Source organism: Mycobacterium venezuelense (genome assembly GCF_054919535.1).
On sequence record NZ_JBONDW010000003.1, the window covers coordinates 316,185 to 336,943 of the forward strand.

18 protein-coding genes are annotated in these 20,759 nt (G+C 66.5%); 9 read left to right on the plus strand and 9 right to left on the minus strand.

Annotation, left to right across the window (positions count from 1 at the left end; all coding sequences use genetic code 11):
- Positions 1–3 precede the first annotated feature (3 nt).
- Entirely contained in the window at positions 4–858 is an 855-nt protein-coding gene (locus ACRCUN_RS06775; RefSeq protein ID WP_462140860.1) for a patatin-like phospholipase family protein, read from the plus strand.
- Here the strand turns inward: ACRCUN_RS06775 and ACRCUN_RS06780 are convergent, their stop codons facing one another.
- Genes ACRCUN_RS06780 through ACRCUN_RS06790 form a run of 3 tightly spaced genes read right to left on the minus strand, consistent with a single transcriptional unit; the run spans position 859 to position 5,228 of the window.
- The gene (locus tag ACRCUN_RS06780; protein ID WP_462140861.1) at positions 859–1,827 is read right to left on the minus strand and encodes a patatin-like phospholipase family protein; all 969 of its coding nucleotides are present in this window, start codon (positions 1,825–1,827) and stop codon (positions 859–861) included.
- A gap of 26 nt (positions 1,828–1,853) precedes the next feature.
- Positions 1,854–3,539 (minus strand): CocE/NonD family hydrolase, encoded by a 1,686-nt coding sequence (locus ACRCUN_RS06785; RefSeq protein WP_462140862.1) that lies wholly within the window; start codon positions 3,537–3,539, stop codon positions 1,854–1,856.
- Positions 3,540–3,584: 45 nt separating this feature from the next.
- Complete coding sequence (locus ACRCUN_RS06790) at positions 3,585–5,228, minus strand: SulP family inorganic anion transporter (RefSeq protein WP_462140863.1); 1,644 nt, start codon at positions 5,226–5,228, stop codon at positions 3,585–3,587.
- A 49-nt stretch (positions 5,229–5,277) separates the two neighbouring features.
- Here ACRCUN_RS06790 and ACRCUN_RS06795 point away from each other — a divergent pair, with 49 nt between their 5' ends.
- Positions 5,278–6,996, plus strand: a complete 1,719-nt coding sequence (locus ACRCUN_RS06795; RefSeq protein WP_462140864.1) for a SulP family inorganic anion transporter — start codon at positions 5,278–5,280, stop codon at positions 6,994–6,996.
- Here ACRCUN_RS06795 and lpqV read toward each other — a convergent pair.
- Entirely contained in the window at positions 6,993–7,451 is a 459-nt protein-coding gene (gene lpqV / locus ACRCUN_RS06800) for a lipoprotein LpqV (RefSeq protein WP_462140865.1), read from the minus strand. The two genes, ACRCUN_RS06795 and lpqV, sit on opposite strands and share 4 nt — an antisense overlap.
- Positions 7,452–7,571: 120 nt before the next feature.
- Here lpqV and ACRCUN_RS06805 point away from each other — a divergent pair, with 120 nt between their 5' ends.
- Positions 7,572–8,111 (plus strand): cysteine dioxygenase, encoded by a 540-nt coding sequence (locus tag ACRCUN_RS06805; protein ID WP_462140866.1) that lies wholly within the window; start codon positions 7,572–7,574, stop codon positions 8,109–8,111.
- Positions 8,108–8,476 carry a rhodanese-like domain-containing protein gene (locus ACRCUN_RS06810; RefSeq protein ID WP_462140867.1) on the plus strand — a complete coding sequence of 123 codons (369 nt, stop codon included), beginning with the start codon at positions 8,108–8,110 and terminating at the stop codon, positions 8,474–8,476. The genes ACRCUN_RS06805 and ACRCUN_RS06810 overlap by 4 nt, the downstream gene beginning before the upstream one ends.
- A gap of 378 nt (positions 8,477–8,854) precedes the next feature.
- Here ACRCUN_RS06810 and ACRCUN_RS06815 read toward each other — a convergent pair whose 3' ends face one another.
- The 3 genes from ACRCUN_RS06815 to ACRCUN_RS06825 form a co-directional block, all read right to left on the minus strand.
- Complete coding sequence (locus tag ACRCUN_RS06815; protein WP_462140974.1) at positions 8,855–10,489, minus strand: alpha/beta hydrolase; 1,635 nt, start codon at positions 10,487–10,489, stop codon at positions 8,855–8,857.
- A gap of 87 nt (positions 10,490–10,576) precedes the next feature.
- Positions 10,577–11,353, minus strand: a complete 777-nt coding sequence (locus tag ACRCUN_RS06820) for an enoyl-CoA hydratase (protein WP_462140868.1) — start codon at positions 11,351–11,353, stop codon at positions 10,577–10,579.
- Entirely contained in the window at positions 11,350–12,399 is a 1,050-nt protein-coding gene (locus ACRCUN_RS06825; protein WP_462140869.1) for an enoyl-CoA hydratase/isomerase family protein, read from the minus strand. Before ACRCUN_RS06825 ends, ACRCUN_RS06820 begins: the two co-directional genes overlap by 4 nt.
- 175 nt (positions 12,400–12,574) lie before the next feature.
- On the opposite strand from ACRCUN_RS06825, the gene ACRCUN_RS06830 reads away from it, so the two are divergent.
- Both ACRCUN_RS06830 and ACRCUN_RS06835 read left to right on the plus strand, forming a co-directional pair.
- Positions 12,575–13,417, plus strand: a complete 843-nt coding sequence (locus tag ACRCUN_RS06830; RefSeq protein ID WP_462140870.1) for a Bax inhibitor-1/YccA family protein — start codon at positions 12,575–12,577, stop codon at positions 13,415–13,417.
- Between the two features lie 207 nt (positions 13,418–13,624).
- Positions 13,625–14,500 (plus strand): DUF559 domain-containing protein, encoded by an 876-nt coding sequence (locus ACRCUN_RS06835; protein ID WP_462140871.1) that lies wholly within the window; start codon positions 13,625–13,627, stop codon positions 14,498–14,500.
- 35 nt (positions 14,501–14,535) lie between these two features.
- On the opposite strand, the gene ACRCUN_RS06840 is transcribed toward ACRCUN_RS06835, so the two are convergent.
- Together ACRCUN_RS06840 and ACRCUN_RS06845 are read right to left on the minus strand one after the other, a co-directional pair.
- A complete protein-coding gene (locus tag ACRCUN_RS06840; RefSeq protein WP_462140872.1) occupies positions 14,536–15,753 on the minus strand; it encodes an acetyl-CoA C-acetyltransferase in 1,218 nt (405 codons plus the stop codon).
- A 33-nt stretch (positions 15,754–15,786) separates the two neighbouring features.
- Positions 15,787–16,749 carry an SGNH/GDSL hydrolase family protein gene (locus ACRCUN_RS06845; protein WP_462140873.1) on the minus strand — a complete coding sequence of 321 codons (963 nt, stop codon included), beginning with the start codon at positions 16,747–16,749 and terminating at the stop codon, positions 15,787–15,789.
- A 185-nt stretch (positions 16,750–16,934) separates the two neighbouring features.
- Here ACRCUN_RS06845 and ACRCUN_RS06850 point away from each other — a divergent pair, with 185 nt between their 5' ends.
- The 3 genes from ACRCUN_RS06850 (at position 16,935) to ACRCUN_RS06860 (ending at position 20,687) form a co-directional block, all read left to right on the plus strand.
- On the plus strand, positions 16,935–17,972 hold the full coding sequence (locus ACRCUN_RS06850; RefSeq protein ID WP_462140874.1) for an alpha/beta hydrolase: 1,038 nt from the start codon (positions 16,935–16,937) through the stop codon (positions 17,970–17,972).
- Between the two features lie 29 nt (positions 17,973–18,001).
- Positions 18,002–19,396 carry a cystathionine beta-synthase gene (locus ACRCUN_RS06855; RefSeq protein ID WP_462140875.1) on the plus strand — a complete coding sequence of 465 codons (1,395 nt, stop codon included), beginning with the start codon at positions 18,002–18,004 and terminating at the stop codon, positions 19,394–19,396.
- A 316-nt stretch (positions 19,397–19,712) separates the two neighbouring features.
- Complete coding sequence (locus ACRCUN_RS06860; protein WP_462140876.1) at positions 19,713–20,687, plus strand: DUF2189 domain-containing protein; 975 nt, start codon at positions 19,713–19,715, stop codon at positions 20,685–20,687.
- The last annotated feature ends 72 nt before the right edge of the window (positions 20,688–20,759 follow it).

Below are 20,759 nucleotides of genomic sequence, written 5' to 3' on the forward strand. Positions count from 1 at the left end.
GGCATGTCGAAACGTGCACTGGTACTCGCCGGTGGCGGTATCGCCGGAATTGCCTGGGAGACCGGGATTCTGCGCGGCATCGCCGACGAATCGCCGGACACGGCAGGGGCGCTGCTGGCCAGTGACGTACTGGTTGGCACGTCGGCCGGCTCGACGGTGGCGGCTCAGCTGAGCAGCGGGCTGAGCCTCGATGAGCTCTATGACCGCCAGGTCGGCGGGGTATCGGCGGAGCTGGACCCGGGCGTGGGTATCGACGGCATCACCGAGCTGTTCGTCACGGCGATGCTCACGCCGAACACCACCAAACAGCAGAAGCTGCAGCGCATCGGGGAGATCGCGCTCGATGCCCCGACGGTTGACGAGGGGGTTCGCCGCGACGTGATTGCCGCGCGGCTTCCTTCGCACCGCTGGCCCGACCGGATACTGCGAATCTCGGCGATCGACATCGCGACCGGCGAACTGGTCGGTTTCGACCGCGACTCCGGGGTCGAACTGGTCGACGCAGTCGCCGCCAGCTGCGCGGTGCCGGGCGCCTGGCCGCCCGTGACGATCGACGGCAGGCGCTACATGGACGGCGGGGTCGGCAGCAGCGTCAACATGGAGCTGGCGGCCGACTGCGACAACGCGGTGGTGCTGGTGCCGTCGGGCCGCTCGGTGCCGTCGCCGTTCGGCGCGGGCGGCACCGCCGAGGAGATCGCCGGATTCGGCGGGACGGCACTCGGCGTCTTCGCCGACGACGACGCAGTCGAAGCGTTCGGAGCCAACCCGCTCGATCCGGCCTGCCGCGTGCCGTCGGCGCGGGCCGGCCGGGCGCAGGGACGGCGGGTCGCCGCCGAGATCGCGGCGTTCCTGGCCTGATCAGCCGTCGAGTGCCCGGGCGGCCAAGTCCTGGCCGACGGCGATCACCTCGGCTGCGCGGTTGAACTCGAGGCTGCGGCACACCGTGCGGGGGACCTCGATCAGCAGGTCGGGCGGATAGGCGGCCAGTGTGTGGCGCGCGAGCGCGGCCTGCGCGATGTCGATGGTCCGGTACATGACCTCGAAACTCCCCAACCGCGGAACGCCCGCGGCGTCGGGGATGTCGGGCAGCTCGGCATCCTGCTCGACGTCGTCGTCGGGCTCGGGCACCGACGCCCCGAACCGGCTGAGCACCGCACGGGCCGTCGGCCGGTCGAGCACACTGCGCACCGACGCGGTGTCGAGGACGGCCGAGGTGCTGCGCATCATCCGGTTGAGCCATTCGGTGGTCGGCCGCGGGCCGGGCTCGGTCGCGGGTGTCTCTGGCTCGCTGCCCGAAACGCTGACGGCGATCGTCAGATCGGCGTTGACCGCGGCGATCGGTGCCATGGGCAGCGGATCGAGGATGCCGCCGTCGCCGAGCAGCCGGCCGTCGAGCACGTGCGGCGCGATCACCCCGGGGATCGCGATCGATGCGCGAATCGCGGCGTCGACCGGCCCGCGTTGCAGCCATACCGACTTTCCGGAGATCAGATCCGTCGCGACCGCGGTGTAGGGGATCGGCAGTCCCTCGATGGTCGCCTCGCCCAGGATGTCGCGGACCTTGTCGAGAATCTTCTCGGCCCGAAGGATTCCCGCGGCGGTGATCGACGGGTCGAGCAGGCGCAGCACCGCGCGTTGCGTCAGAGTGCGGGCCCAGTCGGCGAAGTCGTCGAGCTTTCCCGCCGCGTACAGGCCACCCACGAGTGCGCCCATCGACGAACCGGAGATTCCGACGATGTCGTAACCGCGATCGCGGAGTTCGTTGATGACGCCGATGTGCGCATAGCCCCGCGCCCCACCGCTCCCGAGGGCCAGCGCAACTCGCATGTCTTCATTGTGCGCTGCGGAACGCGTTACGGGATCACGGGCACGAGAAGCCGAGCGTGCCGTCCGGGGCCCCAGTGCAGGGTGCAGACCCCTCGCGAACGGCGCTCATACCAGGCCGGGAAGTTGCCGGTGAGCGGATTGCGGGGCCACAGCCAGCGCCCGGCGACCACCAGGCGAAGCTGCTCACCGGCCCGGAACATCGTGGCTGACGGACCCAGCGGAATGTCCACGCGCGCAACCTCATCGGGCTGCAGCGGCTCACTGTGCGTGAACGCGCGGACCGGTTGGAACGGCCGGGACGTCGATTCGTCGAGCGCGCGCATCGACAGCCGCGACCAGCCCGACGTCACCCGGTCGCGACCGAAGCCGTAGGACCCTTCGAACGGCACATATTCCGGACCGCGCCATTTCTCCACACCGACGAACAGGTCCGCGTCGCCGCCTTCGGTCGAGACGAACAGCCGTAGCGCCATCGGCCCGGTGATCTCCGTGTCGGCAGTCAATGTCCAGCCGAAACGGATTGCGCCTGAGCGTAAATCGAATTCCTTGGATCCGTTCGCGCCAGCCGGTTCGGCGGCGAGGCCGGTTTCGGTGAGATACCGCGGCGTCCACTGCGTGGATTCGAGGGGCCAGGCCGTCTCCGCGCGTACAGCCGCGACGTGCTCACGGCTTTCTCGCACCTCGAGCCGCACGCGGGGAAGCGCCGGCCGGTTACTGCCGCGCAGGTGCCGGTCGAGGAAGTCCAGCTGTGCCTGCAGGGCCTCATCGGAATAGAAGGTCGCCCATTTGCCGCCGCGGTGAGTGAACAGGTGGCGTTCTGTCGACCCGATGCGTTCGAAGCCCCGGATCGATCCGCGGCTGTGCAGATTGTTGTCGGAGAAACTGCCGCAGATGAGCGCAGGTACTTCGATGCGATCCAGGGCGGGTACGAGCGAGCGCCACCAGTCGTCGTAACGTGGCCGGTTCTTGTTCTCTTCCCCGAGTTCGTATTTCAGGCGCGCCGCTTTGAGCCCGCGGCCCCACATCTTGACGAAGCCGACCTCCTGAATACCGCCCGGACGCAGCAGATCGCGATAGGGATCGGTCATGCCTTCCCACGGCACGACTGCCTTGAGGTGCGGTGGCCGAAGCGCTGCCGCCTTCCACTGTGAGATCGCGAGATACGACACGCCGATCATGCCGACCGCCCCCGTACTCCATGGTTGGGCGGCTGCCCATTCGATGAGGTCGTAGACGTCCTCGCCCTCCTGGTCGGACAGCAGCGAACCCACGCCGTCGGACGTGCCCGTGCCCCGCAGATCGCAGTTCACGACGGCGTATCCACGGGCCGCCCACCATGCGGGATCCGGTGCCTCCCAACTGGTCAGCGTCGAGAACCGGACCGTCCCGGGCTGGCGCAGGACGCGGTACTGGAACGGCAGCGAGTATCCCCTGCCTCGCTTTCTCTTGGTGGGCAGCTTGTCCTTGCCGTACGGATGTGCGCACAACAGCACCGGAAACCGGTCGTCAGCGGGCGGGAGGTGGACGTTGGCCCGCAGCACGGTGCCGTCTCGTGTCGCCACCTCGACATCGTGGTGCACCCGGACGACGCCGGGCGCCGGCTCATAGACCTCGACGGGTGAGTGCACCAATCCACGTAGGCGCGTCAGCGCGTAATACGCGGCACCCGGGCGCTTCCAAGGACGATCCAGTGCGACGGCATCGGGCTGCATAGTGCGTCCACGCTACGACCGAAGGAAATTCAACGCAAGGCGAAATCAGTCTTGTGGTGCGGTCGTAGCTTCTGTCACGGTGGCGAAATAGCGTCCCCGCGACTCGACTTCCTGCCACCAGGGCCAGCGCTCCGCGACGGTGTGCAGGGATTCCCTCAGCTGCGCGTAACGTACCGCGACGCCGTCGTCGGCGAGATCGGATTCCAGATCGCGCAGGCCGTCGAGGATCGTCGAGGTCAACCACGGCAGATGGGAGAGGTCCAAAACCACCGTGTGCGGTCTCGGCCGCATCTCGGCGACGATTTCGCGCACGGTCGAGGTGTTGGCACGCAGGTTGGCCGTGTACAGGCCGATCTGGAACCGGAGCACGAGCGGATCGGTAACTGCCGCAGCCACATTCGCCGCACCTTCGGTGCCCGGCAGTACCTGCACCACATGGGCCCGGTTGGCCTCGCGCAGCACGAAATACAGTGTCAACAACACGCCCGCAGCGACCGCCGGCAGCAATCCGACGGTGAGTCCGAACACCGCCACGATGGCCGCCAGGCTGAACTCGAGCTTGTCGAATCGGTACAGCCGGGCGAGTGCGCCGATATCGATGAGGCCCAATACGGCGACGACAACCATGGCGCCCAACGTCGCCTGTGGCAGCTCGCTCAGTACCGGCGCCAGGAACAGCGCCACCAACACCGCGAGCGCTGCGGTGACCAATCCGGCGACCTGTGATCGGGCGCCGCAACGCAGGTTCATGCCGGTCTGGGAGAACCCGCCGGCCGGCGGCAAGGTGTGGAAGAAGCCACCGGCCAGTGCGGCAACGCCGTTGGCGGTCAACTCACGGTCGGCATCGATGCGCGGTTCACCCGGGCGGCGCACACTCCGCGCCACCGCCACCGTCTCGAGAAACGCCATCATCGCGATGGCCAGCGCGCCGGGTATCAAATGGCCGACCTCGGTCAACGCGGGCAGACCCGGCACGGGAAAGCCCTGCGGTACTTCAGGAATCAGTGCCACGCCCATACTCGGCAGACCACCGAACGCGGCGAGCGCGATACCGAGCACCACCACGATGAGCGGCCCGGGAAGGTACGGCGTGAACTTCCCGATCAGCAGCAACAGCGTCACGCTCACGACGGACAGCCCGACGGTCGCAAGGTTGGCCTGATCGAATTGGCGCACCGCCGACCACAACATGTGGAAGAACCCGGTGGCGTTCGGATTCTCGTCGACTCCAAGCAATTTCGGCAGCTGTGCCACCGCGACCGTAAGACCTACGCCTGCCTTGATTCCCGTCAGCGTCGCCTGGTTGATGTTCTCGATGATCGAGCCGAGCCGAAGTGCCCGCGCCACCAACAGGAATACGCCGACGAGCAACGTCAGCGTGATCAGGTGTGCCGCCGCATCCTCGGATTCCGCCGCGATGCCCGCACCCACCATCGTCGATGCCGTCAGGGTCGCGATCGTCGACGTGGTGGTGACGCTTGCCGTCCGTGACCCGCCGATGAACGCGTAGACGACGAGCGGCACCATGCACGTGTACAAACCGAACTGCACCGGCATTTTGGCGACCGTTGCGTACGCCATCGCCTGCGGAATGATGACCGCACCGGCAGCCAGTCCGGCCAACACATCACCGCGCAACCATTGCCGCTGGTAGGGCCCAAGGCCTGGAGCGTCGACGGTGAACCGCATGGCGCAAGTATCGCCCGCTGAGCGCGTAAGCGTGGCAAGGTGGTTCAGCATGAGCGTGCCAGCAAGGGCAACCGCGGCAGTACGCAGGCTCGGTAAACCAAAACCCCGTGATGCCATCGCAGGCCTTGTGACCGGCTTGTTCTCCATCCCCGAAGGCATGGCGTACGCGAGCATTGGCGGCTTCAACCCGGTCGCCGGCCTGTACGCCGGCGTGGTGCCGGGGATCATCGGCTCGCTGTTCGCCCGCACCGTGCTGATGGTGACGACGCTGACCAGTGCGATCGCGCTGACCTCACGCAGTGTGTTGCACGACGCCGGACTGGATCCCGCCGACCCGGCCAATATCGCCGCGCTGGCGATCGTCGTCGGCATTGTGATGTTGGTATTCGGGCTGCTGAAGTTCGGCTCGATCATGAGTTTCGTCTCGAACGCGGTGATGACCGGGTTCTCGACCGGCATCGCGCTACAGATCATCGCAGGCGTGCTGGGTGACGCCACCGGTTACAAACCTCAGAGCGGCAACACAATCGGTAAGTTCATCGATTCGCTCGCCCACATCGGGTTGTGGTCGGGCGCCGCGGTCGCGGTCGCGCTCGGAACGGTCGCGGTGTGGGCGGTCTTCCACTTCATCAAACCGCTGGAGTCGTTCGCGACGCTGCTCGCGCTGGTGGTTGTCACCGCCGTCGTGGCGATGGCAAAGGTCGATGTGGAAACCGTCGGCGATATCGCCTCCATCATGAATTCGCTTCCACCGGTGACCGTTCCCAACTTCGCGGCCATGCCGGAGTTGCTCGTCGGCGGGGTCGCGGTCGCGCTCGTCGCCCTCGCCCAGGCGGCGGGCATATCGGCGGCGGTACCCAATCCCGACGGTAGCCGCACCAACATGAACGGCGACTTTCTCGCGCAGGGCGCGGCCAACGCGGTCGGCGGGTTCTTCGGGGCACTGCCGACGGGCGGGTCGCTGTCCCGCACCGGAGTGGCCACGTCGGCGGGTGCCCAGACCCGGTGGGCCGGCATCTTCGCCGGCATCTGGCTGGCATTGCTGGTGCTCATCGCCGGATCGGCCGCAGAGATCATCCCGATGCCGGTGATCGGCGGACTCATCCTGGTCATCGGCGCCGAACTCGTCGTCGGCCGTTGGAAGGACATCAAGCTCGTGCTGCGGGTCGCCCCGCTCTCGGCCCTCGCCATGTTGATCACCTTCGCCGCCACGACGCAGCTGCCGCTGCACACCGCGATCCTCATCGGCGTCATCACGTCTCTGGTGCTCTACTGCGCCAAGGCCGCGAAGTCCGCGCAGTTGATGGCGCTGGAGCCCGACAACGGGGGTTGGCGCAGTGTCCCGGTGCCCGACCAGTGCGCAAGCAATGACGTCACGATCCTGCACTACGCCGGTGTCGGGCTGTTCGCCGAAGTAGCCCGCATCGACGAGGACTGGCCGCGCGCCGAGGGAAGCTCGAACGCCGTCGTCGTGCTGAGCATGCGCGCGCTGCCGGATGTGCCGTCGTCGGTCGCGATCAAGGCGTTGCGCCGCTGGGGCGGCGAGCTGAAGGCCAACAACGGGCGACTGATCGTCAGCGGCGTCGATCCCGCGACCGCGGAAGTGCTGCGACGCGGTGACCTGGACGACCTACTGGGTCCCGACGGCATCGTGCCCGCGACCGATCGCGTGTTCGGGGCGCTGGACACGGCCGTGGCGCAAGGGCGCGCGTGGATCGCCGCCCAGCGCGATGAGCCCGGCGATTTAACGCAACGTGATTCGAACTAGCTGCACAGCTGGTCAGCCGCGGCCTGGACCGCCACGATGACGGCGGCCTGCCGCGCCGGCTCGAGCTCCGCCCAGGGCTTGTTGTACGTGCCAGGGCCGGGGGCCGCGCCCGGCGCCTGCAGGCTCGCCAGGTACGGCTCGATCTGGGCTTTGGGGTCGCCGCCCTTCTCGTCCATCCACACCTTGGCGGCATGACAGGCCTGGAAATACTCCTCTTCCGTGGACTGAGCGTCCGCGCCGACCGCCGTCGTGACCCCGCCTGGGGACACCGCCACCTCACCGGGTGCGGCCGTCGGAGTCGGCGACTCGGCCGTGGTGGTCGCTGTCGTCGCCGGCGCCGAGGACTCCTGCGATTGGTCTTTGCCATCCCCAGACGAGCATCCGACGAGCAGGCTGAGACCGGCCACCGCGACGGCTCCGGCGGTCGCCCGCGACACCCACGTGTAACTGCGCATGCAGCCAATCTATGCAACACTGGCGGCCGTGACGGAAAGGACCGGATATCAGGAGTGTTGTCGGGCTCGGTAGAGCACCGACCGACCTCCCTTTCCACCCGTCATTCCTGGAGTCCTTCCATGCTTTCCACCGTTCCTACGGTCGCGCCCAGTTTTGTCCCCGCCGTGTCCGCGCCCACCCGGCTGCGGTTGCCCGATCTGTTGAACACCACCGACCACGCGGCCGACGACGTGCTGTCCGGTCGTTACGACCGGATGCTGCGCGGGCTGCCCGAGGACGAACGCTGGTACACCCGGCTCGTCGGTAACGACGAGCTCGATGTCTGGCTGATCAGCTGGGTGCCCGACCGCTCCACCGAATTGCACGACCACGGCGGCTCACTCGGTGCGCTGACCGTGATCTCCGGCGCCCTCACCGAAACCCGCTGGGACGGTGAGGTGTTGAAGCGCAGGAGGCTGTCCGCCGGAAGTCAGGCGGCCTTTCCGCTGGGCTGGGTGCACGACGTCGTACGGGCACCGGGGCCGGTGAGTGGGCCGACGCTGAGCGTGCACGCGTACTCGCCACCGCTCACCGCGATGTCCTACTACGAAGTGACGTCGCGAAACACCCTGCGGCGCAGCCGCACCGAACTGACTGACGCCCCGGAGGGACGACCATGAGCCGTATCGACGCAGTGTTGGAGGCGGCGCGGGCCCGGCTGGACCGGCTACCCGCGGCCGACGTGCCCGCCGCTCTCGCGGACGGAGCCGTGCTGGTCGACATTCGTCCCGCCGCGCAGCGGGCGCGCGAAGGTGAGGTCGACGGCGCGCTGGTGATAGAACGCAACGTCCTCGAGTGGCGGTGCGATCCGACATCTGACGCACGGATCCCACAGGCCGTCGATGACGACGTGTACTGGGTGATCCTGTGCTCGGAGGGCTACACGTCGAGCCTGGCTGCGGCGTCGCTGCGGGACCTGGGTCTGCACCGGGCCACCGACGTGATCGGCGGCTATCACGCGCTGGTCGCCAAGGGCCAGGTCTAGCAGGTGTTTTCGCGGCGGCGTGCCGCGCTCGGGGGCACGTGCGCTCCCGCCCGCCTATACGCGACTTTGTCGCTGGAATCGCCTCACCGGTCCCATGTGTAGCTGAAGCAACAGCCCCGGAATCGCAGCGGTCGCATACTGCGCAATGGCAACTCCCGTAACGCTTTTCGGCTTGTCCACCTATCAGCGACAATGTCGCTCGTAGGCGGACACCCGAGAATCTGTGACGCCCGTGGCCAAACATCGTCAGCGTGGCCACTGTGACTACCGGCCTGGGACTCACGTGCCAGATGGGGCCGAAGGGGTGCTTTCCGCGACTTTGTCGCTAATAGGCGGGCGCAGCTTCAGTGCCGCCGCGGCGCCGAGAATCTCCCGCGCTCAGGCGTTTTCGTTGCTGGTCAGCAACGGCCGCAATTTACCGGTCTTCTCGGCGGTCCAGCCCGGGGGCTGCATGATCGCCGCCCAGGCGTTGGCGACATCCTTGACGAAGACGTGGCCGTGGCCGTCGGGCACGTCGACCGCAACCGCCATGTCGGCCGACACCTGCAGGAACGTCACGACGGGAATCCACTCCATGCGCGGTGACACGTCATAACCGCGCGGTTCGCGCAGCCAATCCGGTTTGGAGAACAGCAGATCCGGCGTCCACCACGAGATCGGGTCGGACGCGTGCTGCAGGTACACCACACGCGGGTTGTCCCAAGACTTGTCGGGCCGGTCCAAGTTTTTGGCCTCCGCGCTGAACCGGACGTTTTCGCCGTTGTCGTAGATCGGCAACCACTCCGGTGATCCGGCATCGCGTTCGCGGGTCAGGGTGGTCCAGATGGTGTTCTTGAACGTCGGGCCCGAGAACAACGCGCCGTCGGTGCGGGCGATGAGGTTGTTGAGCGCGAGGAACGGCGCCTCACCACCGAATGAGCCAAGGCTTTCGCCGAACACCACAAGCTTGGGGCGGCGATCTTCGGGGAGCTCGCGCACGAGCGCGTCGACCGCCTCGAACAACGCCTGGCCGGCCTGACGGGCGTTCTCCTGGTCGACGAGGAACGAGAGCCAGCTCGGCAAGAACGAGTACTGCATCGACACGATCGCGGTGTCCCCGTTGTACATGTACTCGAGCGCCGACGCCTCGGCTTCGTTGATCCAGCCGGTTCCGGTCGTCGTCGCGACCGCGATCACTTGACGGTCCAGGCCACCCATGCGCTGCAATTCGCGCGCCGCGAGCGCTGCGGTCGCCTGAATGCCGTCAGCGGAATGCAGGCCCGCGTACGCCCGGATCGGCTCGACCGCGGGAGTTCCGTTGAAACGCGACATCTGCTCGACGCTTGGGCCGCCGGAAACGAACACGCGGCCCTGATGGCCCAGCGATTCCCAGCTGGTGAGCGATTGCGGGCCACCGGACCGCAGCACCGACGTCGGTGCGGCGAAATCCGGGTCGGTCTCGTCATTGATGGCCGCGAACGTCTTGTTGATGGTGTCCATCGCGACCCGTACGACCACACCGTTGAGCAGGGCGATGGACAACGCCAGCAGCAGCGCCACCACGACCACTGCCGAAATCCGCGGCGGCAGAAAGCGATCCAGCTTGCGGTCCAGGAAACGCACCAGATTGCCGACCAACTGGCCGATCTCCACCAGCACGAACAACACCACGATCGACAGCACGGCCGTGAGCGGGTGGTCCCAGAACCCGAGGCGGGGCACTCCCATGAGGTCGCGTACGTCGTCCTGCCAGACGTGGAACCAGATGATCATCAGGATCTGCCCGATGATCCCGACCACCACGAGAGCCACCCAGGCCCACTTCGGCGCTTTCGGACTGGTCTCGGCCGAGCGCATGTACCGCACCAACCACACGCCGAACACGCCGAGCCCGTAGCCGATTGCGCCGGCGCCGCCGCTGACGAGTCCCTGGAACAGCGGACCACGCGGCAGCAGCGACGGAGTCAGCGAAAGCCAGATGAACACCAGGCCCACCGCGGTACCGAAGAACGTGTAGTGGCGCACCCACCACATCGGTTTCTCGGGAGGTGCGGGCGGCGCGTCGTCCTCGGAGACTTCGGCGGCGTCTGCGGTGCTTTCCCCGGCGGTCACCCGTCGACTCTAGCGATGGGTGAAGTTGGCGGCGCGCTTCTCGGTGAACGCGGCCATGCCTTCTTTCTGATCAGCGGTGGCAAACGCCGAGTGGAACAACCTGCGCTCGTAGAGCAGGCCCTCGGTGAGGCTCGATTCGAAGGCACGGTTGACCGCCTCCTTGGCCATCCGCGAGGCCGAAAGCGACATCCCGGCGATGGTTTCGGCGACGGCGAGAGCCTCGTCGATCAGCGAATCTGCGGGGACCAGCCGCGACACCAATCCGGCGCGCTCGGCCTCGGTGGCGTCGATCGTGCGACCGGTCAGAATCAAATCCATGGCCTTGGCCTTGCCGATCGCGCGCGTGAGCCGCTGCGAGCCACCCATACCGGGCAGAACACCCAGCTTGATCTCGGGCTGACCGAACTTCGCGGTGTCGGCGGCGATCAGGATGTCGCACATCATCGCGAGCTCGCAGCCACCGCCCAGCGCGTACCCGGCCACAGCGGCGATCGTGGGGGTGCGGGTGGCGGCGAACTTGGACCACAGCTCGAAGAAGTCGGCCGAATAGACGTCGGCGAACGACAGCTCGGCCATCTCCTTGATGTCCGCGCCCGCAGCGAAGGCCTTCTCGTTGCCGGTGACGATGATCGCACCGACGTCCGGGTCCTTGTCGAGTTCGGCTGCGGCCGTGGTGACTTCCGTCATCACCTGGCTGTTGAGGGCGTTGAGGGCCTTCGGCCGGTTCAACGTGATGGTGGCGACCCGGCCGGTGCGGGTGACCAGGATGGTCTCGAAGTCGCTCATTTCTTCTCCTCCTCGAACGTCAGGTCGGGTTCTGCCGGAACGAAGTATGCGTCGACGTCGGCCTGCGTCACCGCACCGATCGACGACGGAGACCACTTCGGATTCCGGTCCTTGTCGATCAGCTGGGCGCGAATACCCTCAACCAGGTCGTGCGAGCGCAGCGACGCGCACGACGTCCGGTACTCCTGGCGAAGCACATCCTCGAGCGTGTCGAGTTTCGCGGCTCGGCGCACGGCTTCGAGCGTCACCGCGAGTGAGACGGGGGAGCGGGTCGCGATCAGGCCTGCCGCGTCATTGGCTGGGCTCGCAGCGTGGTTCCGCAACGCCGCAACGATGTCGGCGACAGTGTCGCCGGCATAGCAGTCATCGATCCAGTCCCGTTGCGCGAGTAGCGGGCTGGGCGGCGGTTCGACGGCATAGGTCACGAGTGCCTTCTCGACACCGTCGGTTATGACGGCTTCGGTGAAGTCGGCCAATTTGTCGTGGGGCACAAAGTGATCGGCGAAACCCATTGCGATCGCGTCGGCGCCCGAGAAGGGGGCGCCCGTCAGCGCGGCGTGCAGGCCGAGCGCTCCTGGTGCGCGCGACAAGAGGTAGGTGCCGCCGACGTCGGGGATGAACCCGATGCCGACCTCGGGCATCGCCATCTTGGTGGTGTCGGTCGCGACGCGGACGCTGCCGTGCGCTGCCACACCGACGCCGCCGCCCATCACGATGCCGTCCATGAGTGCGACGTACGGCTTGGGGTAGCTCCCGATGCGCGCGTTGAGGAGATATTCGTCGTACCAGAACCGGCGGGCGTCGGCACCGCCCGCTTTCGCGCTGTGATAAATGGCCACGACGTCGCCGCCGGCGCACAGGCCGCGCTCGCCCGCGCCGGTCAGCAGCACGGTGTGCACCGAGGCGTCGTTCTCCCAGGCGTCGAGCGCCTCGGCGATGCCCGCGACCATGACCTCGTTGAGGGAGTTGATCGCCTTGGGCCGATTCAACGTGAGAATGCCGACGCCGTTGCGGACATTTACTAGGATGTCCTCGTTTTGTGTCACGGTTTGCAATCTAGTTCGATGCCCACCGGTCGCGCGCGCCGGGTAGGGTTTGCCTCAAGATCAAACCTGGAAGTTTCCTGAGAGATATCTGGCGTCGACGGGAACCGCTCGGGATCATTGATCGTTGAACCCGTAGTTCTTAACCGAACACGTCTCATAAGAGAGGAACCCGACGGTGCGCGAGACCAGCAACCCGGTATTCCGCAGCCTGCCGAAGACGCAGGGCGGATACGCACAATTCGGTACCGGAGCCGCCGGCTTCGGTGCGCAGCAGGTGCACGCACAGCAGTATGCACCTGAGTACCTCGACCAGCAGCAGACCGGCGTTTCGCGGCCGCTGACCATCGATGACGTCGTCACCAAGACCGGCGTCACGCTGGGCGTGCTGTCGATCGTCGCCGCCGTCTCCTACTTCCTGGTGTCCGGCAACATGGCACTGGCCGGGCCGTTCACCCTCATCGGTGGCATCGGCGGCCTCGTGCTCGTCCTGATCGCGACCTTCGGCCGCAAGCAGGACAACCCGGCGATCGTGCTGAGCTACGCCGCTCTTGAGGGTCTGTTCCTCGGCGCGGTGTCGTTCCTGCTGACCTTCAACATCCAGGGCGCCAGCGCGGGCGGGCTGATCAGCCAGGCCGTCCTCGGCACCTTCGGCGTGTTCTTCGGCATGCTCGTCGTCTACAAGACCGGCGCCATCCGCGTCACGCCGAAGTTCACCCGCATGCTGATCGCCGGCATGATCGGCGTCGTCGTCCTCGCCCTCGGCAACTTCGTGTTCGCACTGTTCACCGACGGCGCGGGCCCGCTGCGCGACGGTGGCCCGATCGCGATCATTTTCTCGCTCGTGTGCATCGGCCTGGCAGCGTTCAGCTTCCTGCTCGACTTCGATGCCGCTGACCAGATGATCCGTGCCGGTGCGCCGGAGAAGGCCGCATGGGGTGTCGCCCTCGGCCTGACCGTCACCCTGGTGTGGCTGTACATCGAGATCCTCCGGCTGCTGTCTTACTTCAACAACGACTAGCAGCCCTACCCCGAGAAAGGCGTCCGCGATTGCGGGCGCCTTTTTCATATGGGTTGAGTGCCGACGGTGCACACAGATCGCGAATCTTCGGGGAAACTCGCGCTGAGTGCAAGCTCGTCGAGGCAGAGTTATCCACACTCGGCGTTCCATCCCCAGATCGCGAAAACCCATGAGCTCCGACCACCTTCGGTGCAGCACGATGGTGCGGTGCGCATCCCATTCGTCGGCAGCGAGGCCGTCGCAGCCGGCCTGGTGGGAAAGCACCAATTACGCAGTTCCCGTGGACCGTTCGTCAGGGTGTTCCCCGACGTGTACACAAGCCGTGACGCCGAGATGACGACTCGCCACCGCGCGATCGCCGCTTGGTTGTGGTCTCGTCGTGAGGGAGTGATAGCGGGACTATCAGCCTCGGCACTGCACGGCGCCGATTACGTCGATGACTCTCTCCCGATCGAGCTGATTTGGCCGAACCGCAGGCCTCCACACGGCATCATCACGCACAAGTTGGGCGATCTGGCAGCCGATGAAGTCACCGAGTGCCGTGCACTCCCGCTGACCACGCCCGAGCGAACCGCTTTCGACCTCGGCCGCCGGGGCCGTCTTGACGACGCGGTCGCGAATCTCGACGCCCTAGGACATGCGACGCGATTCCGTGTCGACGATGTGTTGGCATTAGCGACTGAACGGCATCGCGGCGCGCGAGGAGTGCGGCAATTGGTTAGGGCACTGGGCTTTTACGACCCCGGCGCCCAGTCGCCGAAGGAGACCTGGCTGCGCTTGTTGTTGATTCGCGATGGTTATCCGCGACCGACGACGCAGATACCGGTGCTGAGCGTCGACGGCTGCAGGCGGTACTACCTGGACATGGGATGGGAAGAACACAAGTTGGCCGTCGAGTACGACGGTGATCACCATCGTCGTGACCCGGTACAGTTCGCGCACGACATCATCCGCTCAGAGGATCTCGATGAACTCGGGTGGACGATAGTCAGGGTTGCCAAGCGGCACAGGGAAGTTGACGTGCTTCGGCGTGTGGCGCGAGCGTGGACCGCGACGGTGCACTCAGATCGCAAAATTGCGTGACTGAGCGATCTGAGTGCACGCTCGCCGAAGACGAACTACGAAAGGCGCTCCACAACCATCGCCATACCCTGGCCGCCACCGACACACATCGTTTCGATGCCGAAGGTCTTGTCGTGGGTCTGCAGGTTGTTGAGCAGCGTGGCGGTGATGCGGGCGCCGGTCATGCCGAATGGGTGGCCGAGGGCGATCGCACCACCGGAGACGTTGAGCTTGTCCTCGTCCATGCCGAGTGCGCGAGCTGAGCCGAGCACCTGCACCGCGAACGCCTCATTGATCTCGTAGAGGTCGATGTCGCCAATTGTCATGCCCGCGTTGGCAAGCGCCTTCTTGACGGCTTCGATGGGGCCCAGGCCCATGATTTCGGGGGACAGGCCAGAGACGCCGGTCGAGACGATGCGCGCAAGCGGAGTCAGGCCGAGGTCGCGGGCCCGCTCGTCGCTCATCACCACGAGCGCGGCAGCACCGTCGTTGAGCGGGCAGGCGTTGCCCGCGGTGATGGTGCCGTTGGGGCGGAACACCGGCTTGAGCTGGCTGATCTTCTCGTAGGTGGTGCCGGCACGCGGGCCGTCGTCCTTCGACACGACTGTGCCGTCGGGCAGGGTCACCGGAACGATCTCGCGCTCGAAAAAGCCGTTGTTGATGGCCTCTTCGGCACGGTTCTGCGAGCGCACGCCCCAGTGATCCTGGTCCTCGCGGCTGATGCCGGTGTGCAGTGCGACGTTCTCGGCGGTCTGGCCCATGGCGATGTAGACGTCGGGGACCAGGCCGTCTTCGCGGGGATCGTGCCATTCCTCGGCGCCCGCGGCGGCCTGGTCACTGCGGGCCATGGCGTCGGCGTACACCGGGTTCTTGGTGTCGGGCCAGCCGTCGGCGTTGCCCTTGGCGAACCGCGACACGGTCTCGACGCCTGCCGAGATGAACGCGTGGCCCTCACCGGCCTTGATCGCGTGGAACGCCATGCGGGTGGTCTGCAGCGACGACGAACAGTAGCGGTTGACGGTGGTGCCGGGCAGGAAGTCGTAACCCAGCTGCACCGCGACGGCGCGGCCGATGTTGAATCCGGACTCGCCGCCGGGCTGACCGCAGCCCATGATGAGGTCGTCGATGCCGCGTGGATCGAGCGCGGGCACCTTGTCCAGGACGGCTTTGACCATCTGGGCGGCGAGGTCGTCGGGTCGCATATCGACCAGCGATCCCTTGTTGGCCCGGCCGATCGGCGAGCGGGCAGTGGCGACGATGACGGCTTCAGGCATGACGGGCTCCTATATCGAGTAGCTAGCTAGAACCTAGCCCGCAGACACCACGACCGGCGCGGGCACCCCGGTCGAGCGCCGCCACAGCCTGCTCATGCTGCCGAGCCGCGTCAGCAACGTGCTGGTATCGGCGGCGCCGGTTTCGAGCGCCGCGTCACCGTCCCACTCGCCCAACGCATTACACAGCGCAGGCAGCAGCTGTTTTGCGGCGAGTGCGTATCCGGCCGCCGACGGGTGGAACATGTCGTCGGAGAAGAGCAGCTCAGGTGCTTTGTAGAACTCGGGTGCCAGCAGGTCGGAGAACGGGACGGGCACGCCACCGGCGGCGCGTACGACATTGGCCTGGGCCCGCGCGAGGCGCAACCCGCGACCACGGGTGTACCAGCGCAGCGGCTGGGGGATCGCGGTGATCACGCCGAAATCCGGGCAGGTGCCGACCACGACGACCGCACCCGCCGACCGCAGTCGGCGTACCGCGGCGCCCAGCCTGCGCGCCGACGCCCCGATGCCGTTAGGCCTGGTGATGTCGTTGGCCCCGATCATGATGACCGCGGCGTCCGGCGGCGGCCCCGCCACGAACATCGCATCGATCTGGCCCGACAGCCCCATCGACGTGGCGCCGACAATCGCCTTGGTGCTCAGACGGATTCGCTTGCCGAGCTGTTCGGCGACACCACGCGCCAAGAGCACGCCGGGCACCTCGTCGGCCACGTGGCAGCCGTAGCCGGTGGCGGTCGAGTCACCGAAGATCATCAGGTGCACGTCGAACGGGACGCCGCGTTCCCAGCGTTCTACGGGACCGCCACCAGGCGAATACACGCCGTCGGCGCGGGGTGGGATGTCCCAGGACTTCGGAATGACCTGGCGGGCCTTGTCAGCCTGGCCGGATAGCAGGTTGCGCGCCCCGATATATGCGGAGCCGGTAGACGCGAGCGTGGCCGCGGCCACCAGAGCGACAGTTGACCGACGCGGAGTGCGTATGCCCACGCGGCCCATTTTAGGGGCGAAGTAGAGGGTTCTCCGCGTGGCGAGCCGGATCTGCGATCACGGTGCGGTATCAACTGCGGTATCAAAACAATCTATTTGATTGTTGAACAGCTTATGGATGTCAAGCTAAGTTACCCGGGTTGTCTGAGTGACTTTGCACACCGAGCACTACAAAGGCGTAGGAAGTGGTGGCGATGACCGCACCGAGTAAGGTATCCAGGTCTCATCATGCTGGCATAAGCCCAGCTGGAGCGTATCGCGGGCGCAGGTATCCGGTCAGCGACTCGACCCCCGTCGAGGTCGTGGAGGACGGCACGAGCATCGGCGGCCGACTCGCTTCGCTGGCGGCCATGCTGACAATCCGTCCGACCCTGGCAATCGGTAGCCATGTGCCGCATCTGCCGTGGCCGTTCGGAGTCGTGAACTTCGCGGCGCGTCTCCTCCGTCCGGTTCCCGGGACCATCAAGGCGACCATCTCGCTGCCGAACTGCACGGCGCAGCTCGTGCGGGCCGCGGGTGTGCTGCCCGCGGACGGCAAGCGCAGCGTGATCCTGTACCTGCACGGCGGCGCGTTCCTGGTCTGCGGCGCCAACACGCACTCGGGAATCGTGACGGCGCTCTCGGAGTACGCCGACAGCCCGGTCCTTGTCGTGGACTACCGCATGGTCCCGAAGCACTCCGTCGGCACAGCTGTCGACGACTGCTACGACGCCTACCGCTGGCTGCGGCTCACCGGCTATGAGCCGGATCAGATCGTGATCGCCGGCGACTCCGCGGGCGGCTATCTGGGTCTTGCGCTGGCCGAACGGCTGCTCGACGAAGGCGAATCACCTGCCGCTCTGGTCACCATGTCGCCGTTGTTCGAGGTCGACAACCGGACCCGCGCGAACCACCCGAACATCCGCCGTGACGCGATGTTCCCGGCCAAGGCGTTCGACGCGCTGGTCGAACTGGTGGGGGCCGCGGCCGCGCGCAAGGGCGAGGAGATCTACGAGCCGCTCGACCACGTCGAGCCGGGATTGCCCCGAACTCTGATCCACGTGTCCGGTTCCGAGGTTCTGATCAGCGATGCGCGTAAAGCGGCCCACCTGCTGGCTGCTGCCGGCGTGGCGGTCGAGGTTCGCGTTTGGCCCGGTCAGATGCATGTCTTCCAGATCGCCGGCCCGATGGTGCCCGAAGCCAAGCGCTCATTGCGCCAGATCGGTGAGTACATTCGAGAGGCCACCTGGTAGGCCGAACGCGGGCCTGAGACGATGGACATATGCGCATAGCCCGCCACGTCAGTGAGCTCATCGGCAACACCCCTTTGGTAGAGCTGAACTCCGTTGTCCCAGAAGGCGCAGGCCGGGTTGTCGCCAAGATCGAATACCTCAACCCGGGTGGCAGCGCCAAAGACCGCATCGCGGTCAAGATGATCGACGCCGCCGAGGCCAGCGGCGAACTCAAACCGGGCGGCACGATCGTCGAGCCGACCTCGGGCAACACCGGCGTGGGCCTGGCCCTGGTGGCCCAGCAGCGTGGCTACAAATGCGTCTTCGTCTGCCCTGACAAGGTCAGCGAGGACAAGCGGAATGTGTTGCGCGCGTACGGCGCCGAGGTCGTGGTGTGCCCGACGGCGGTGCCGCCCGACCATCCCGACAGCTACTACAGCGTCTCCAACCGCCTCGTAACCGAGATCGAGGGCGCCTGGAAACCCGACCAGTACTCCAACCCGATGGGGCCGGAGTCGCACTACGAGACGACGGGCCCGGAGATCTGGGCAGATACCGACGGCCAGGCGACGCACTTCGTCGCAGGTGTCGGCACCGGCGGCACGATCACGGGCGCGGGGCGCTACCTCAAAGAGGTCTCCGACGGGAAGGTGCGAATCATCGGCGCCGACCCGGAGGGTTCGGTGTACTCGGGTGGAACGGGCCGTCCCTACCTCGTCGAGGGGGTGGGGGAGGACTTCTGGCCGTCGGCCTACGACCCCGCGGTTCCCGACGAGATCATCGCGGTCTCCGACGCCGACTCCTTCGACATGACGCGTCGGCTGGCCCGCGAAGAGGCCCTCCTGGTGGGCGGCTCGTGCGGCATGGCGGTCGTGGCCGCCGTCGAGGTGGCGAAGAAGGCGGGGCCCGACGCCCTTGTGGTCGTACTGCTGCCGGACGGCGGACGTGGTTATCTCTCAAAGATTTTCAACGACGCATGGATGTCGTCGTACGGATTCCTGCGCAACCGGCTGGACGGTTCGATCCAGCAGCCGACGGTCGGTGACGTGTTGCGCGGCAAGTCGGGCGCCCTGCCCGACCTCGTGCACACCCATCCTTCGGAAACCGTGCGCGACGCGATCGGCATCCTTCGCGAGTACGGCGTGTCCCAGATGCCGGTGGTCGGTGCCGAACCGCCGGTGATGGCCGGCGAAGTCGCGGGCAGCGTGTCCGAGCGCGAATTACTCTCCGCGGTGTTCGAGGGCCGGGCGAAACTCGCCGACGCGGTGGCCGAGCACATGAGCCCGCCGTTGCCGCTGATCGGCGCAGGCGAGCTCGTGAGCACCGCAGCCAAGACGCTGCGGGAGTGCGACGCGGTCATGGTGGTCGAGGACGGCAAACCCGTTGGCGTGCTGACCCGACACGACCTGCTGGGATTCCTCTCGGAGGGCAGCGCCCGTCGGTAACGAACACCGCGGAAAAATGCTAAGGATGTACTTCCGCGCTGTGAACATCGCGTGGAATCCGCTGCTATCAGCGACTTCTCAGGTAAGGTGAGCTGGCTCAGGGCCAGCAAACTCAATACCGGAAGGCATCCATGACCGGCCGACGACCACCATCCCCGGATACGACGCACCTTCTGAGCAAGCATGTGGTCGTGTCAAAAGGGGTCGGCGGTGCGTAATCTGCCTGTTGAGCCGTTCCGCTCGCGCAACATCTAGGTGCTGGCAGCAAGTCGCGGCCGTGTTGCGGTCGCAATCCGAGATGAGGAGAGCTTTCAACGTGACTGATCAACCGCCGCCTCCCGGTAATTACCCACCGCCCCCTGAGGGTGGGTATCCGCCGCCTCCGCCGCCCGGCGGCTATCCGCCGCCCCCGCAGCAGGGTGGTTACCCGCCACCGCCGCCCGGCGGGGGTTATCCGCCGCCTCCGCCGCCGCAGCACGGCAGCTACCCGCCGCCGCCTCCGCCCGGGGCACCAGGTGGCTATCCGCCTCCGCCCGGCGGTTACGGACAGCCTGGCGGCTACCCGCAGGCCGGCGGCCCGGGATTCGGTCCCGGTGCGGCTTACAGTGTGGGCGAGGCGTTCTCGTGGGCCTGGAACAAGTTCACCAAGCACCCGGCCGAGCTGCTCGTGCCGACGCTCGTGTTCGGGCTGATCTACGGTGCCCTGCAAGGCATCATCCAGCTGATCTCGAGTTCGTTCGCCACGACCGAGAGCTCGTCGTACGGCGATTACGGCTACTCGGCGAGCTATTCGATGGGAGCCGGCGGCATCGTCGTCTCGATCATCGGCGGTCTGGTGATGCTGGTGGTCATGGCGGTGATTCAGTCCGCGTATGTCGGCGGCATGCTCGACATCGCCAACGGGGCGCCGGTGACGATCGGGTCGTTCTTCAAGCCGCGCAACGTCGGCAACGTCATCATCGCGTCGGTCGTGTCGGGCATCATCGTCGGCATCGGCCTTTTCCTGTGTGTCATCCCTGGCATCATCGCGCTGATCATGTTGATGTTCACCACCGTTGCCGTGCTCGATCGCAACGTGTCGGGCATCGAGGCCATCACCACGAGCTTCAACATCGCCAAGGCCAACTTCGGACCCGTCGCACTGACCTGGCTCGTCACGATCGCGATCGCCATCGTCGGTGTCCTGGCGTGCCTTGTCGGCCTGCTCGTCGCCTACCCGGTGATCTCGCTCATCACGGTGTACGCCTTCCGCAAGCTCACCGGTGGTCCGGTAGCTCCGCTCACCCCGTAATACGCACTCACGTCACGGCGCCCACGGCGCAGGGCCGAAAGCTCTGCACCGTGGGCGCTGTGCTGCGTGACA